Genomic DNA, 15014 nt, shown 5'->3' with positions numbered 1-15014 from the left:
TGCACACGCCGAACCCAATAGTGTGCCGCTACTTTACGCCGCTTCCAACGCCCATTCCACATGCTCGCGCACAACGGCCGAAGCGTCGCCGGCTCGCGATTTCAGCGCCTGCACGATCGCCGCGCGCGCCGGCTCGCTCAAAGTATCGCGCGAAGCACGCAGCGCGTTGCCCATGCCCACCGCGAGATTGCGCAGCCAGCTCTCATGGCCGATCCGGCGAATCGCACTGCCCTGCATGCGCGTATCGAACTCGTCCGCGCTCCACGAGAAAAGCTCGACGAGCGACGCGCGATCGAGCCCATGCCGCACGTCGAAATCGGCGACCGGCGCGGCCTGTGCGAACTTGTTCCATGGGCACACGAGCTGACAATCGTCGCAACCGTACACGCGATTGCCGATCAGCGGCCGCATTTCCAGCGGAATGCTGCCCTTCAATTCGATCGTCAGATAGGAGATGCACAAACGCGCATCGACCTTGTAAGGCGCGACGATCGCGCCGGTCGGACAGGCGCCGATGCAGCGCGTGCAACTGCCGCAGTGCGAGCCCGGTGTTTCGGGCGCGACCTCGGGCACGGTTTCGGCATCCGTCGGCAACGGCACGTCGACATAGATTTCGCCGAGAAAAAACAGCGACCCGGCGTCGCGCTGCAACAGCAGCGTGTGCTTGCCGCGCCAGCCGATGCCGGCCTTCTGGGCAAGTTCTACCTCCAGCACCGGCGCCGAATCGGTAAATACGCGGTAGCCAAATGCGCCGATCTCCGCCTCGATTTTTTCGGCGAGATGTTGCAGACGGTTACGCATGACCTTGTGATAGTCGCGGCCGCGCGCATAGATCGACACCACCGCCGCCGACGGGTCCGCGAGCCGCGCATGCTCGGCTGCGCGCCAGTCCCGGCTGTCCTGCATCAGCGGGCCGTCATGCAAAGCGCTTTCGGGCGCCTTTCCGCTCAGTGTCTGAGCGGGCAAATAAGCGATGCGCGCGGTAATCACACGTCGCGTGCCGGCCACAAGCTCGGCGGGCCGCGCGCGTTTCATCCCGTGTTTCGCCATATAATCCATCTCGCCGTGGCACCCCGCTTCCAGCCAGGCTGCAAGCGGCGCTTCGGCCGCGGAGAGATCGGTGTCGCTAATGCCGATTGCTCCGAAACCCAGTTCACGGCCCCACGTTTTGATGTTCAGCGCGAGCGCATTCAGCGCCGTTTCATCGAAATGACGCTCGGCACGCGCATCGTCGTCAGACGCAGGCGGGCAGGAAACAGGGGACTCCGGACTTCGGTTCATCACGCCATTTTACGAGAATGCCTGACAATCCCGATCTCGCGATCCAACCGCCCGCCAATGTCCTGCTCGAACGCACCTTCGCGCTCGCGGACGAAGCCGCCACACTCGCGTTCGGCGAGCGCTTCGCGAAGGCGATTGAAAGCGTGCGTGAAGCGTCGCAACACGCGCCGGGCGTTCAGGACAACACGGCATTCCACGGGCTGCAAGTGCAACTCGTCGGCGATCTTGGCGCCGGCAAAACCACCCTCGTGCGCGCCACCTTGCGCGGCCTCGGCCACACCGGCCGCGTGCGCAGTCCCACCTACACACTCGTCGAACCCTACGTGCTCGAACGCCCCAGCGGGGAACTCGCGCTCTATCACTTCGATCTGTACAGATTCACCGATCCGGCCGAATGGGCCGACGCGGGCTTTCGCGAATACTTCGACAGCGGCGCCGTCTGCCTCGTCGAATGGCCGCAACGCGCGGGGCGTCTCCTAGGCGTGCCGGATCTCGTCTTCTCGCTCGACCTCGACAATGAGAACCAAGGCGACGGCCGTGTACTCGTCGCACGGGCATACAGCGAACCAGGAAAGGCATGTCTCGAAAGATGTTGATCAAACCGTTCCGCTCGATCGAATCGGCGGCTACCGCAACGCATAACTGGCGGCGCCGGCAGATTCTGCGCGCGGGTGCGTCCACGCTCGTGCTCGGCCTCGTCGCGCCGCGTCTCGCGTGGGCCAGCTCGGTGCTCGGCGTGCGGGTCTGGCCCGCGCGCGACTACACGCGCGTCACGATCGAATCCGATCAACCTTTGCAGAACGCCCAGCAGTTGCTGCAGGGACCTGACCGGCTGGTGGTCGATCTGAGCGGCCTCGATCTGGATCAGGCGCTCAAGGACCTCGTGTCGAAGATCACGCCGAACGATCCGCAAATTCAATCGGTGCGTGTGGGGCAATATCAGCCGCATGTGGTGCGCATGGTGTTCGACCTGAAGGGCTCGGTGAAGCCGCAGGTGTTCACGCTGCCACCGGTCGGCGCATACAAATACCGGCTTGTGTTCGACCTGTATCCCGCGGTCGCGCCCGATCCGTTGATGGATCTGCTCGCGCAGACAGAACGCAAGCAGCAGACGTTGAACGACCAGAACGCCGCGCCACCGCCCGCCACCTTGAGTGGCCCGGGCACCACGCCGCCCGCCGCCGACAACAGCGAGGCATTCTTCGAGCGTTACGCGCAGAACGGCGGCAGCGGGTCCACGCCGAGCGTGCCGCGTCCGCCGGTGCATGTCACGCCAACGCCCGCACCGCCGATCGTCGGCAAGCCCGCCACGCCGCCGGCGCCGTCCACGGCCATCGCGCGCAATAAAGGCAACAGCGCCAGCACGCTGGGCGCGGACGACGCCGGCAGCGACGATACCTACGCATTCACCACGCCCAAATCCGGCAAGAGCAACACGGTGCGTTTGCTGACCGTCGCGATCGATCCGGGTCACGGCGGCGAAGACCCGGGCGCGATCGGCGGCTCGGGCACCTACGAGAAACACGTCGCGCTCGACATCGCCAAGAAGCTGCGCGCGAAGATCGACGCGCAACCGAACATGCGCTCCATGATGACGCGCGACGCCGACTTCTTCGTGCCGCTGAACGTACGTGTGCAGAAAGCGCGCCGCGTCGGCGCGGACCTGTTCGTATCGATCCACGCCGACGCGTTCACCACGCCCGACGCCAAGGGCTCGTCGGTGTTCGCGCTGTCCGAGCATGGCGCGTCGAGTGCCGCGGCGCGCTGGATGGCGAACAAGGAGAACTCGTCGGATGAGATCGGCGGAATCAACATCAAGTCCGCCGACGCCACCGTCAACCGCGCACTGTTCGATATGTCCACTACCGCGCAGATTCGCGACTCGATGCGCTACGGCAACTTCGTGCTGAAGGAAATTGGCGGCATCAACAAGTTGCACAAGGGCTCGGTCGAACAGGCGGGGTTCGCGGTGCTGAAGGCGCCGGACATTCCGTCGATCCTCGTGGAAACCGCCTTCATCAGTAACCCGGACGAAGAGCGCCGCCTGAACGACGACGCGTATCGCGACAAGATGGCCGATGCGATCATGACCGGCATCAAGCGCTATTTCGCGGCGAATCCGCCGCTCGCGAAGAACCGCATGACGTGATGCTTTCGCTTGCAACGATGCAATGAAATACGGCCGCTCGATGCGGCCGTAGTTTCGTTGGCGGTATGGTTGTCGGCGCTGTGCCGTGCTCTGGTTTGCGCTCTGGTTCGCGTTTTGTCGTCCGCGCTTTTTTGTCCGCTTTTTCGTCCGCGTTTTCGTCCTCAATCGGACGCGCCGGTTGCCCGGCGCGCCGGTGAAAACCGCTGCACGACCCAGCCGCCGAACACGTTCACGGCCAACCCTGCCATCACCAGCAAAGCGCCGGCGATCTGCGCCGCGGACAGTTGCTCGTCGAGAAACAGCGACGCCGACGCGAGCCCGACAATCGGCACCAGCAGCGAAAACGGCGCGACCTGGCTCGCCGGATAGCGCGACAGCAGGCGGCTCCACAATCCGTAGCCGATCAGCGTCGCGATGAACGCGAGATACACGATGGCGAAGATCGACATCGCGCTGATGCCAGAAAGCGCCGCGACGATCCGCTGCGGCCCCTCGAACGCATACGACAGCGCGAAAAACGGCAGCGGCGGAATCAGGCTGCCCCACACCACGAGTCCGACGAGATCGACCTTGCCGACCTTCTTCGTGACGATATTGCCGAGCGCCCACGAACACGCGGCGCACAAGGTGAGGACAAAACCGGCCAGCGTCATGGCATGGCCGCCTTGCAGGCCGATCACGGCAAGCCCGCCCGCCGCGATCACCAAACCCACGACATTCGGCAAGCGGAACCGCTCATGCAGGAAGATAGCCGCGAATATCAGCGTAAAAAACGCCTGCGCCTGCAACACCAGCGACGCGAGTCCGGCTGGCATGCCGACATACATGGCCGAGAACAGAAAAGCAAACTGCCCGAATGAAATCGTCGCGCCGTACGCGAGCAGCCAGCGCCACGGCAGGTTGGGCCGTTTGATGAAAAACACCGCCGGCACCGCGGCGAGCGTGAAGCGCAGCGCACCGAGCAGCATGGGCGGCACGCCATGCAGGCCGACCTTGATCACGACGAAGTTGACGCCCCACGCCACGACGACAACCAGCGCGAGCAGCAAATCCTTGGGCGACATCCCGGTCTCCAATTGATTGTTCGATCCGGCAGTTTAGCGGAGCCGGCAACGGCAAGCGACGGGCCGCGCTACGGATTCCCGGAGCGTCGACAGGGCGCTCAGCCCTCATCATTGCGTCCTCCGCAGTAGAATCGTCCATTCAGCAAAAATTTCCTCTCACCTTCCCAGCCGAGTCTGCCCATGTCTTCCTCGATCAAAGCAGTCCTCAAGCCGCACCTGCGCGACGTCGGCAGTCTGACCGTGCGGCGCGTGCTGCCGGCCATGGCGGCGCGTCTAATCGGTCCGTTCATCTTCTTCGACCATATGGGCCCGGCCACCCTGGAACCCGGTGTCGGCCTCGACGTGCGCCCGCATCCGCATATCGGCCTTGCCACGGTGACCTATCTGTTCGAAGGCGCGATCATGCATCGCGACAGCCTCGGCTCGGCGCAGAAGATCGTCCCCGGCGACGTCAACTGGATGACGGCCGGGCGCGGTATCGTCCACTCCGAGCGCACGCCGGAAGAGGACCGCGCGAGCGGCCTGACCATGCACGGCATTCAGACGTGGGTCGCGCTGCCGCTCGAAGACGAAGAGATCGAGCCATCGTTCGCCCATCACGCGGCGGACACGCTGCCGGTGGTCGAGCGCAACGGCGTGACGCTGCGGGTGATCGCGGGCACGGCATTCGGCGCGACCTCGCCGGTCGCGACGTTTTCGGGCACGCTGTATGTCGCCGGCGAATTCGCGCCGGGCGGCGCCTTCGCGCTCGAACCGGAGCACGAGGAACGCGGCGTCTATCTCGTGGACGGCGATCTGGAAATCGACGGCACGCCGCTCGAAGTCGGCCAGATGGCCGTGCTCGCGCTCGACGAAACGGTCACGCTGGCGAGCACCCACGGCGCGCGCGTCATGCTGCTCGGCGGCGAGAAGCTGGAGGGCGAGCGCTTTATCGAGTGGAATTTCGTCGCCAGTTCGCGCGAGAAAATCGAAGCCGCGAAGCTCGCATGGACCAATCAGGAAATGGGCAAGGTGCCGGGCGAAACCGAATGGATTCCGCTGCCCCAGCGTAAATGATCGCCAAGGCGCGCAACTGAGCGCAACTGAGCGAGAATCGGCGCAAGCGCGCTCGGCCCGCATTGAATCCGCGGCGTTCGGCCCCAAATAATCAATAGACCGTTTTATCGACGAGGACGCAATGGACACCACTCTGGCCACTTTCGAACAGGACGTCATCACGGCGTCGACACTGGCCCCCGTGCTGGTCGATTTCTGGGCGCCCTGGTGCGGCCCGTGCAAGACCCTCGGCCCGATGCTCGAAAAGCTCGAAGCCGAAGCCGCCGGCAAATGGAAGCTGGTGAAAGTCAACGTAGACGAAAACCAGGAACTGGCCGCGCACTTCCAGGTGCGCAGCATTCCGCACGTCATGGCCTTTGCTGACGGACAGCCGGTCGATCAGTTTGTCGGTGTGCTGCCTGAAGGCCAGTTGCGCGAGTTTATCGAGCGGCTCGTGCCGCAGGGCGCTGACGCCGCGCGTCTGGAGGCGCAAACCGCGCTGGCCGAAGGCCGCCGCGACGATGCCTACGACGCGCTGCAAGCCGCCCTCGCCTACGACCCGGGTTTCGACGAAGCGCGCATGGATCGCATTGAAATGCTGCTCGAAGACAACCGTATCGACGAGGTCGGCAACGAAATCGATCTGCTATCGCCGAAAACCACGCAAGGTATCGACGCGCGTTTCAACGCGATCAAGACGCGCCTCGACGCGGTAGACGCCGCCGCGGACTTGCCGCCGACAGACGCGCTGGAAGCCAAGGTCGCCGCCGACCCAACCGATCTCGAAGCGCGCTTCGATCTGGCCAGCGCGTTCATCGCCCGCCTCAAATACGCGGAAGCGCTCGAACAACTGCTGGCGATCGTGCAACGCGACCGCACGTTCCGTGACGATATCGGCCGTAAGATGATGCTGTCGGTGTTCGATCTGGCCGCGCATCAGCCGGAGCTGGTGGCGCAATGGCGGCGCAAGCTGAGCGCCGCGCTGTACTGATCCGCCTGATCAGTGTTCGGGCGTGGCCGCTGTGCCGCGCCTGAATGCCCACAGGTCTCAATTCCCGAAGACGCCGCGGCATTTGCCGCGACGTGAATCACCTCAAGCCGTCGCCTGCTTCGCCAACGCCCGCAGCACATGCGCGGCCGCGGCAAAACCGAAGCTCGCCGTCACACACACGCTCGAACCAAATCCCGCGCAGTTCAAACCGACCGGTCCCGTGTGTCCCGGCGACGTGCTCACGTGCTCGGCTTCCGCGTCGATATCGCAGACGGCGGCTTCCGGATAGATCAACGGTTCGTCGGAATACACCGCGCTCACCTTGAACCTGGCCTTCGGCCCGCGCGGAAAACCATGCTGCTTGCGCAACTGTCCGCGCACTTTCGACAGCAACGGGTCTTGGATCGTCAGCGCGAGATCGTCGATGCGAATGCGCGTCGGATCGAGTTGACCGCCCGCGCCGCCAATCGTGATCAACGGCTGTTTCCTCTCCACGCACCATGCGATCAACGCGGTTTTGGTGCGCACGCTGTCGATCGCATCGATCACGTAGTCGAAGCCGCCGCCGAGGGTGGCGTCGAAATTGTGCGGCTCGACGAAGTCTTCGATCAGGCGCACATCGCAAAACGGATTGATCGCCGCGATGCGTTCCGCCATCGCTTCGACCTTCGGTTTCCCGTAGTTGCCGTCGAGCGCGTGGATCTGCCGGTTAGTGTTGCTCTCGGCGACGTTGTCGAGGTCGATCAGTGTCAGCGTGCCGACCGCGCTGCGCGCGAGCGCCTCGGCCACCCACGACCCCACGCCGCCAATGCCGATCACGGCCACGTGCGCGCCTTCGAAGGCGGCGAGCGCCGGTGCGCCGTACAGGCGGGCAATGCCGCCGAAGCGCCGCGCGCGGTCGGCGGTTTCACTCCCGTCGAGGCTGGTAGTAAGATCGGATGGCGCGGTGGTGCTGGACATGATGGCAGGGCTCGTTGGTCAGGCAAAAACACAAGGTGGCGACGCGAATGCATACGCAGCCCCGTATTTTGCCTGAACGCACCAAGTTGCATCGCCGGGTAGAGAACAACTCAAAGGCTCGCGGCGCGTCGGCATGCTCCGCTCACCACGCTGGACCTTGACTTGGCTGCGCGCAAAAAATTAGCGCCTTGGCTATACTGATTGAACTGTAGCGTTCGCATAAGAACATGACCTCACTCGCCGAACTTCGAAAAAACTATTCGCTGGGTTCTCTGGACGTCGGCGATGTCGACCGCAACCCGTTTCGTCAATTCGATACGTGGTTTAAACAGGCCGTGGACGCTCAATTGCCCGAACCGAACACCATGACGGTGGCCACGGTCGACTCGCGCGGCCGGCCTTCGGCGCGCATCGTGTTGATCAAAGGCGTCGACGAGCGTGGCTTTGTGTTCTTCACCAATTACGAAAGCCGTAAAGGCCGCGAACTGGCGGCCAATCCTTACGCAAGCCTGCTGTTCTACTGGATCGAACTGGAGCGGCAGGTACGCGTCGAGGGGCGCATCGTCAAAACCAGCGCGGAAGAAAGCGACGGGTATTTCGCGTCGCGTCCGCTCGGTTCGCGTATCGGCGCGTGGGCATCGAATCAAAGTCAGCCAATTGAAAGCCGTTCGCAGCTCGAAACGCGCGAACGCGAATTCAGCCTGCAATACGGCGACCAACCGCCGCGTCCGCCACATTGGGGCGGCTATCGTTTGGTGCCCGAAGCAATCGAGTTCTGGCAGGGCCGGCCGTCACGTCTTCACGACCGTTTGCTCTACACTCGTTCGAACGAACATAGCGACTGGCAAATCTCCCGCCTGTCGCCCTGAATCGGAATACAACGCCGGCAAGTGCGCTGCCAACGCAGCAGCGCGCGCCGGCCGGATGGCATCTCGCGGCATGGGAGCTGCGCCGCATCGAGCTGCAATCCACACAAGCTTTGCTTTAATTCAACGGACACGGAGAGATCACATGTTCTGGGAGAAGAAGCTGGCGCAGTGGGTGGAAGATGTAAAAACCAAAGCTAACGTTCCGGCGCGCCTCGTGCTCTGGGACGGTCAGCAACACGACTTCGGGCAGTTCGCCGCGCCTCAGGTCACGCTACATGTTAAAAGCGCCACGGCGCTGCCCTATCTGCTCGAACCGAGCCTCGACAATCTTGGCGAGGCGTACGTGAAAGGCAAGATCGACATCGAGGGCAAGCTGTCGGACATCATCAATGTCAGCTACGAATTGGCGCGCAATACCGTCACGACCGCGGGCAAGCTGGCGCGCGTGCGGCGCTACTTCAATCATTCGAAGGCGTCGGACAAGAAGGCGATCGAGTATCACTACGACGTCTCGAACGAGTTCTACAGACTCTGGCTCGACGAGAACATGGTGTACTCGTGCGCGTACTTCGAGAACGGCGACGAAGATCTCGCCACCGCGCAGATCAAGAAGATCGACCACATCCTCACCAAGATCCAGTTGCAACCGGGGCAGCGCCTGCTCGATATCGGCTGCGGCTGGGGCGCGCTCGTTTTGCGCGCGGCGCAGAAGTTCGGCGCGAAGTGTGTGGGCGTGACGCTCTCGCAGAACCAGTTCGACCTTGCCACCGCGCGCGTGAAAGCCGCGGGCCTGGAAAGCCAGATCGAGATTCGTCTGCAGGATTACCGCGACGTGCAGGGGCAGTTCGATCGCATTACGAGCGTCGGCATGTTCGAGCACGTGGGCCGCAAGAATCTGCCGGGCTACTTCGAGAAAATCCGCGATCTGCTGGTCGACGACGGCGTCGCCATGAATCACGGCATTACCTCGAGCGATTCGGACAGCGGCGAGACCGCGCTCGGCGGCGGCGAATTTATCGACCGCTATGTGTTTCCCGACGGCGAGCTGCCGCATATCAGCCTCGCACTCGAAGCGATGCAGCGCGGCGGGCTCGAAGCGGTTGACGTCGAAAGCCTGCGCCGTCACTATGCGCACACGCTGAACATCTGGGCGGAAAATTTCGAAACGCATGCGGAAGAAGCCCGCAAGCTGGTCGACGACGAGAAATTCCGTATCTGGCGCGTGTATCTGGCGGGTTGCGCCTACGCGTTCGAAAACGACGACGTCTCGATCTACCAGGTGGTGTGCCGCAAAGCCGGCCGCAGCGCGAAAACCCTGCCGTGGTCGCGCCGCTATATGTACGACAAACCGCTGTAATCCGGTTGCGCCGCGGCGCCGTGCATGAGCGGGCGACGCGGCGCAACCTTTGAACAGCAGGTCGAACATCGATGGACCAGAGCGGGACAAGCGAAGTTGAACAGCCGGTTGAAGGCGAATCGGGCGCCGCAGGCGAAGCCGTGCAGTTCGATCTGTTCGGAATGCCGGTGGAGCCGCCGTCGCAGAAGGCCGATGCCCGAGTCAAGCAGGCGCGCCGCAGCGCTGGGGCCGCCGCCGTATCGCAGCCAGACGATGGCGACGCCGCGCCTGAAACCGACACCGCGAACGTCCCTGCCGACGCCCCGAAAAAGCGCCGCACCCGCGAAATCCTCGCCGCCCCACCCTCGCCCGAGTTGCTCGCACTCGCGGCCCAACTCCCTGCGCAGATCCACCTCGGCACGTCCACATGGTCGTTTCCGGGCTGGAACGGCATTGTCTACGGTGACGAATACAGCAACAGCAAGCTCTCCCGCGAGGGTCTCACGGCCTACGGCGCGCATCCGCTGCTGAAAACGGTCAGCATCGACCGGTCGTTTTATCAGGCGCTCACGGTCACCGAATACTTGCGCTACGCGCAGCAGGTGCCCGAGCACTTCCGCTTCATCGTCAAAGCGCCGATGACGATCACCGACGCCACGGTGCGCGCCGAACGCGGCGAGCCGGTCTCGATGAACCCGTGTTTCCTGAACGCGCAAATGGCGATCGACGACTTCGTCACGCCTTGTCTCGAAGGCCTCGGCGCCAAGGCCGGCGCACTGGTGTTTCAGCTCTCGCCATTGCCGGATCAGATGCTGGCGCAGCCGGCGGCGTTCATCGAACGGCTGGCCGAATTCCTGACGGCCTTGCCGAAGCTGCCGGAGGGCACCTGCTACGCAATCGAGATCCGCGACGCGAGCCTGCTCACGCCGCGCTTCATCCGGACGCTCAAGACGGCGGGCGTGCGCTATTGCGTGGGCATTCACGCGCGTATGCCCGATCCGCTGCGCCAGGCCGCAGCGCTCGCACTGCTGGACGGCGAACCGGCCGGACCGCTGATCGTGCGCTGGAGCCTGCACGGTGGCTTCAAATACGAACAGGCGAAGGCCAAGTACGAGCCGTTCAACCAGTTGGTCGACCCGGATCCCGCAACCCGCGCGTCACTCGCCGAACTGGCCGCGCGCTATGCGCTGGCCGGCCAGCCGGTGGTAATCGCGATCAACAACAAGGCGGAAGGCTCGGCGCCGCTGAGCTGTCTGGACTTGGCGCGGGCCATTATCGAGGCGTATGCGCGGCTGGCTCATGAACATGAGCATGAACCTTCGCACGACCATGCGTCCGCGCCGCCCAACGAAAACGACTGCCCGCCACACTCGGAAACTTAACAAGCAGCATGTGACCGGCGGCTCAGCTAGTTAACCCACCCTGACCCGGTGAGCAAACTTCTGACGAAACTTCGCCACTTTCGGCGCCACCACGAACGAGCAATACCCTTGATTCGGGTGGTGCGCGAAATAGTTCTGGTGATAGGCCTCGGCAGGCCAGTAGTTGCCGTCGAGCGGCAGGACCTGAGTGACGATCTGCCCGTCGTAAATCTGCTGTTCGCCAATCTCGCGGATCGCCTGCAGCGCGGTTTCCCGTTGCGCTTCGGAGTGCGCAAAGATGACCGAGCGGTATTGCGTGCCGACGTCGTTGCCTTGCCGATTCAACTGCGTCGGATCATGGATCGCGAAGAAGATGTCGAGAATCTCGCGGTAACTGATTTTGGCCGGATCGAAGTCGACCTTCACGACTTCGGCGTGGCCCGTCTCGCCGTCGCACACCTGCTCATACGTCGGTTGCCGGGTCCGGCCGCCCGCATAGCCCGACTCCACCGCGTTCACGCCTTCGACGCCCAGGTACACCGCTTCGAGGCACCAGAAACAACCGCCGCCAAGAGTGGCGACTTCGCCTGTCTGACTCATGCTGCCCGCTCCTTGAACTCACAATCGCACAATCGGCCGATGCCGGTCCACGCTTCGCCGCAACACTCGTTCCACCCACGAGCTTTCCAGCTTAGCGGTTTTTTCATACAACGGATGGGGTCGCGGCCAATCCGCCGCGATTGCAGTTAAAATTGGGACAAATCGACGATTTTCACTATGACTTTCGAATCATTTGTTTTCGGCCGCGCGCGCGACAGCTTCATCCCGGGCTTTAGCCGGTTTGCGCCAGAGGCCTGCGCCCAATGAAGCGCGCCAGCCCGCCCAACTTCGACCAGAACGCCTTTAAACAGGCGCTCAGCCAATTCGCCACCGGTGTCACCGTCATTACAACGCGCGCGGCATCCGGCCAATTGATCGGCATCACGGCCAGTTCGTTCAACTCGGTTTCGCTCAATCCGCCGCTGGTGTTGTGGAGTCTCGCCACGCGCTCGGCGTCGATGCCCGTCTTCCGCGCCAATAGTCACTACGTGGTCAACGTGCTGGCCGCGTCGCAGCTGGATCTGTGCAAACGCTTTGCGACCGTCAAGGGCGACCGCTTCGAAGGCGTGTCGCATGCGGAAGGCGACACCGGCATGCCGGTGCTGGACGGCGCACTCGCCTGGTTCGAATGCCATAACCGCAGCCGCTACGAGGAAGGCGACCACGTGATTTTCGTCGGCGAAGTGGAGCGCTGCGGCGTGCATGAGAATGCCGCCGAGATCTCGCCGCTCGTCTTTCAGAACGGCCAGTTTCACGGTCTCAAGCCGCTTTGACCGCGCGGCCGCCCTCGCACTCAGCGATCGTTATGCGTGGCGCCGTGCCCGCTGCTTTTCTTCACTAACGAGACGGGCACGCCCGAATCTTCCTTGAGTGTCTGCAGCACGATATTCGAACGAATATCCATCACGCCCGGCGCTTTATAGAGCCGCTGCAGCACGAAATCCGAATAATGCTTGAGGTTGTGCGCGAGAACTCGCAGCAGATAGTGCGTCTCGCCGGTCACCACGAACGCGCCGACCACTTCCGGCCAGTCGCGCACCGCTTCCGCAAAGCGCTCATGCCAGTTCTCCTGGTCGTTGCGCATGGACACCTGCACGAACGCTTCCAGTTCAAAACCCAGCACTTCGCGGTTCAGACACGCGCGGTAATGTTCGATGACGCCCTGCTCTTCGAGCAGCCGCAGGCGTCGCAGGCACGCTGACGGCGAGAGCGAGATGCGCTCCGCGAGGTCGAGATTGCTGATCCGTCCTTCTTGCTGAAGCACCGTCAAGATACGGCAATCGGTGGCGTCGAGCGAGATCGCGTTCATATTCGGTCTCCCTTTCCCATTTATATCAAATTATGTTCCAAGACACGGCGTAGAAGGAGATTTTTTCGCAATCACATTTCGCGGCAAGCCACCTATCATTCCCTGATAGACACAAACCGCCGATGCGACTATGCCAACACTTTGGGACATCACCCCCGCCGTCGATACCGCCACGCCCGTCTGGCCGGGCGATACGCCGGTGGGTATCGAGCGCGTGTGGCGCATGGAGGCGGGCTCGCCCGTCAACGTCGCGCGGCTGACGCTGTCGCCGCACACGGGCGCGCACACCGACGCCCCGCTGCACTACGACGCCGAAGGCGCCGCGATCGGCGAAGTCCCGCTCGATGCGTACCTCGGCCGATGCCGCGTGATTCATTGCATCGGCGCCGCGCCTGTTGTGACGCCACAACACCTGACTGGCTCGCTCGACGACCTGCCGCCGCGAGTCTTACTGCGCACTTACAGAAACGCGCCGACTACGGCTTGGGACAGCGCGTTCTGCGCGGTCGCTCCGGACACGATCGACCTGCTGGCTTCGCGCGGCGTGAAGCTGATCGGCATCGACACGCCGTCGCTCGACCCGCAGGAGTCGAAGACGATGGACGCTCACCACCGGATCCGCGCGCATCGCATGGCGATTCTCGAAGGCATCGTGCTCGACGACGTCGCCCCCGGCGACTACGAACTGATCGCGCTGCCGCTCAAGCTGACCACGCTCGACGCAAGCCCCGTGCGCGCAATATTGCGCGCGCTGCCCGAGTCTCACTGACTACCTCTGATCTGACTGACGGAATCACCATGAACCACCGTGAAGAAGCATTGGCGCTCGATAGTGCCGACCCGCTGGCGGCGTTGCGCGACCAATTCGCGCTGTCGTCGACGACCATCTATCTCGACGGCAACTCCCTCGGCGTGCCGCCGGCCACCGCCGCGCAACGCGCGCAGACCGTGATCGCCGCCGAATGGGGCGAAGGCCTGATTCGCAGCTGGAACACCGCGGGCTGGTTCGCGCTGCCGCGCCGCCTCGGCAACAAGCTCGCGCCGCTGATCGGCGCGGCGGAAGACGAAGTAGTCGTCACCGATACGATTTCGATCAACCTGTTCAAGCTGCTGTCCGCCGCGGTGCGGGTGGCGGATACGCGTGATCCGAAGCGTCGCGTGATCGTTTCCGAACGCTCGAATTTCCCGACCGACCTGTACATTGCGCAGGGGCTGATCGAACAGCTCGACCGAGGCTATGAATTACGTCTGGTCGACGATCCTTCCGAATTGCCTGCCGCGATCGGCGACGACACCGCGATTGCGATGATCACGCACGTGAACTACCGCACCGGCTACATGCACGACATGGCCGCGCTCACCCAACTGATCCACGACAAAGGCGCGCTCGCGCTGTGGGACCTCGCGCATTCGGCAGGCGCGGTGCCGGTCGATCTGAACGGCGTCGGCGCGGACTACGCGGTCGGCTGCACGTACAAGTATCTGAACGGTGGCCCCGGTTCGCCCGCGTTCGTCTGGGTGCCCAAGCGCCATCAAAACGAATTTTCGCAACCGCTGTCCGGCTGGTGGGGACATCGCGCGCCGTTCAAGATGGATCCGGCGTATCAGCCCGACGAGGGCATCGGCCGCTTTTTGTGCGGCACGCAGCCGATGGTGTCGATGTCGCTCGTCGAATGCGGACTCGACGTGTTCCTGCAGACCGACATGCAGACGATCCGCCAGAAGTCGCTGGCATTGACCGATCTGTTCATCGAACTCGTTGAAACGCGTTGCGGCGAGTTTCCGCTGAAGCTCGTGACCCCACGCGAGCATGCGCAGCGCGGCTCGCATGCGAGCTTCGAACATCCGCATGGTTATGAGGTGATGCAGGCGTTGATTGCACGCGGCGTGATCGGCGATTATCGCGAACCGCATGTGCTGCGGTTTGGTTTTACGCCGCTGTATACGCGCTTTGTCGACGTGTGGGATGCCGTGGAAACGTTGCGCGATGTCCTGACGCAAGAGATCTGGCGAGCGCCTGAATTTGCCGCACGCGGCGCTGTGACCTGAGGAGCGCGCG

15 protein-coding genes are annotated in these 15014 nt (G+C 63.3%); 10 read left to right on the top strand and 5 right to left on the bottom strand.

Translation table 11 applies throughout. The features are described from left to right. Positions 1-33: 33 nt before the first annotated feature. Positions 34-1281 carry a tRNA epoxyqueuosine(34) reductase QueG gene (gene queG, locus AC57B1_RS33690; protein ID WP_496419881.1) on the bottom strand — a complete coding sequence of 416 codons (1248 nt, stop codon included), beginning with the start codon at positions 1279-1281 and terminating at the stop codon, positions 34-36. 17 nt (positions 1282-1298) lie between these two features. On the opposite strand from queG, the gene tsaE reads away from it, so the two are divergent. Both tsaE and AC57B1_RS33680 read left to right on the top strand, forming a co-directional pair. Further along, the gene (gene tsaE / locus AC57B1_RS33685) at positions 1299-1877 is read left to right on the top strand and encodes a tRNA (adenosine(37)-N6)-threonylcarbamoyltransferase complex ATPase subunit type 1 TsaE (RefSeq protein ID WP_091799537.1); all 579 of its coding nucleotides are present in this window, start codon (positions 1299-1301) and stop codon (positions 1875-1877) included. Continuing rightward, positions 1859-3430, top strand: coding sequence for an N-acetylmuramoyl-L-alanine amidase (locus AC57B1_RS33680; RefSeq protein ID WP_091799534.1), 1572 nt, complete (start codon positions 1859-1861; stop codon positions 3428-3430). Before tsaE ends, AC57B1_RS33680 begins: the two co-directional genes overlap by 19 nt. Before the next feature lie 161 nt (positions 3431-3591). Here AC57B1_RS33680 and AC57B1_RS33675 read toward each other — a convergent pair whose 3' ends face one another. Beyond that, on the bottom strand, positions 3592-4494 hold the full coding sequence (locus AC57B1_RS33675; RefSeq protein ID WP_408351525.1) for an EamA family transporter: 903 nt from the start codon (positions 4492-4494) through the stop codon (positions 3592-3594). A gap of 180 nt (positions 4495-4674) precedes the next feature. On the opposite strand from AC57B1_RS33675, the gene AC57B1_RS33670 reads away from it, so the two are divergent. Together AC57B1_RS33670 and trxA are read left to right on the top strand one after the other, a co-directional pair. After that, on the top strand, positions 4675-5550 hold the full coding sequence (locus AC57B1_RS33670; RefSeq protein WP_408186039.1) for a pirin family protein: 876 nt from the start codon (positions 4675-4677) through the stop codon (positions 5548-5550). 121 nt (positions 5551-5671) lie between these two features. Next, positions 5672-6520, top strand: coding sequence for a thioredoxin (gene trxA / locus AC57B1_RS33665; RefSeq protein ID WP_496419880.1), 849 nt, complete (start codon positions 5672-5674; stop codon positions 6518-6520). Positions 6521-6622: 102 nt separating this feature from the next. Here the strand turns inward: trxA and tcdA are convergent, their stop codons facing one another. Then, on the bottom strand, positions 6623-7480 hold the full coding sequence (tcdA, locus tag AC57B1_RS33660) for a tRNA cyclic N6-threonylcarbamoyladenosine(37) synthase TcdA (RefSeq protein ID WP_496419879.1): 858 nt from the start codon (positions 7478-7480) through the stop codon (positions 6623-6625). A gap of 227 nt (positions 7481-7707) precedes the next feature. On the opposite strand from tcdA, the gene pdxH reads away from it, so the two are divergent. From pdxH to AC57B1_RS33645, 3 genes are all read left to right on the top strand, one after another. Next, complete coding sequence (gene pdxH, locus AC57B1_RS33655; RefSeq protein WP_091799519.1) at positions 7708-8349, top strand: pyridoxamine 5'-phosphate oxidase; 642 nt, start codon at positions 7708-7710, stop codon at positions 8347-8349. Positions 8350-8491: 142 nt separating this feature from the next. Further along, positions 8492-9706, top strand: a complete 1215-nt coding sequence (locus AC57B1_RS33650) for a class I SAM-dependent methyltransferase (RefSeq protein WP_091799516.1) — start codon at positions 8492-8494, stop codon at positions 9704-9706. 71 nt (positions 9707-9777) lie between these two features. After that, the gene (locus tag AC57B1_RS33645; protein ID WP_496419878.1) at positions 9778-11067 is read left to right on the top strand and encodes a DUF72 domain-containing protein; all 1290 of its coding nucleotides are present in this window, start codon (positions 9778-9780) and stop codon (positions 11065-11067) included. 30 nt (positions 11068-11097) lie between these two features. On the opposite strand, the gene msrA is transcribed toward AC57B1_RS33645, so the two are convergent. Further along, entirely contained in the window at positions 11098-11646 is a 549-nt protein-coding gene (gene msrA, locus AC57B1_RS33640; RefSeq protein WP_496419877.1) for a peptide-methionine (S)-S-oxide reductase MsrA, read from the bottom strand. Positions 11647-11909: 263 nt separating this feature from the next. Between msrA and AC57B1_RS33635 the strand changes: the two genes are divergently transcribed. Then, entirely contained in the window at positions 11910-12419 is a 510-nt protein-coding gene (locus AC57B1_RS33635) for a flavin reductase family protein (protein ID WP_091799506.1), read from the top strand. 20 nt (positions 12420-12439) lie between these two features. Here AC57B1_RS33635 and AC57B1_RS33630 read toward each other — a convergent pair whose 3' ends face one another. Further along, entirely contained in the window at positions 12440-12955 is a 516-nt protein-coding gene (locus tag AC57B1_RS33630; protein ID WP_091799504.1) for an Lrp/AsnC family transcriptional regulator, read from the bottom strand. Positions 12956-13085: 130 nt separating this feature from the next. Here AC57B1_RS33630 and kynB point away from each other — a divergent pair, with 130 nt between their 5' ends. Both kynB and kynU read left to right on the top strand, forming a co-directional pair. After that, positions 13086-13724 carry an arylformamidase gene (gene kynB / locus AC57B1_RS33625; protein ID WP_496419876.1) on the top strand — a complete coding sequence of 213 codons (639 nt, stop codon included), beginning with the start codon at positions 13086-13088 and terminating at the stop codon, positions 13722-13724. Positions 13725-13753: 29 nt separating this feature from the next. Then, positions 13754-15004: a kynureninase gene (gene kynU, locus AC57B1_RS33620; RefSeq protein WP_496419875.1), complete on the top strand. Its 1251-nt coding sequence runs from the start codon at positions 13754-13756 to the stop codon at positions 15002-15004. Positions 15005-15014 lie beyond the last annotated feature (10 nt).

The sequence above is a fragment of the Paraburkholderia sp. BGA-UO-ETr-F21 genome (assembly GCF_059567925.1).
This window is presented reverse-complemented; position numbering and strand designations above follow the sequence as displayed.

Coding starts and splice junctions, on each gene's coding strand:
- kynU (WP_496419875.1), top strand. CDS start 13,754: ATGAACCACCGTGAAGAAGCATTGGCGCTCGATAGTGCCGACCCGCTG.
- tsaE (WP_091799537.1), top strand. CDS start 1,299: ATGCCTGACAATCCCGATCTCGCGATCCAACCGCCCGCCAATGTCCTG.
- tcdA (WP_496419879.1), bottom strand. CDS start 7,480: ATGTCCAGCACCACCGCGCCATCCGATCTTACTACCAGCCTCGACGGG.
- AC57B1_RS33635 (WP_091799506.1), top strand. CDS start 11,910: ATGAAGCGCGCCAGCCCGCCCAACTTCGACCAGAACGCCTTTAAACAG.
- AC57B1_RS33670 (WP_408186039.1), top strand. CDS start 4,675: ATGTCTTCCTCGATCAAAGCAGTCCTCAAGCCGCACCTGCGCGACGTC.
- AC57B1_RS33680 (WP_091799534.1), top strand. CDS start 1,859: ATGTCTCGAAAGATGTTGATCAAACCGTTCCGCTCGATCGAATCGGCG.
- trxA (WP_496419880.1), top strand. CDS start 5,672: ATGGACACCACTCTGGCCACTTTCGAACAGGACGTCATCACGGCGTCG.
- AC57B1_RS33675 (WP_408351525.1), bottom strand. CDS start 4,494: ATGTCGCCCAAGGATTTGCTGCTCGCGCTGGTTGTCGTCGTGGCGTGG.
- AC57B1_RS33650 (WP_091799516.1), top strand. CDS start 8,492: ATGTTCTGGGAGAAGAAGCTGGCGCAGTGGGTGGAAGATGTAAAAACC.
- pdxH (WP_091799519.1), top strand. CDS start 7,708: ATGACCTCACTCGCCGAACTTCGAAAAAACTATTCGCTGGGTTCTCTG.
- msrA (WP_496419877.1), bottom strand. CDS start 11,646: ATGAGTCAGACAGGCGAAGTCGCCACTCTTGGCGGCGGTTGTTTCTGG.
- kynB (WP_496419876.1), top strand. CDS start 13,086: ATGCCAACACTTTGGGACATCACCCCCGCCGTCGATACCGCCACGCCC.
- queG (WP_496419881.1), bottom strand. CDS start 1,281: ATGAACCGAAGTCCGGAGTCCCCTGTTTCCTGCCCGCCTGCGTCTGAC.
- AC57B1_RS33630 (WP_091799504.1), bottom strand. CDS start 12,955: ATGAACGCGATCTCGCTCGACGCCACCGATTGCCGTATCTTGACGGTG.
- AC57B1_RS33645 (WP_496419878.1), top strand. CDS start 9,778: ATGGACCAGAGCGGGACAAGCGAAGTTGAACAGCCGGTTGAAGGCGAA.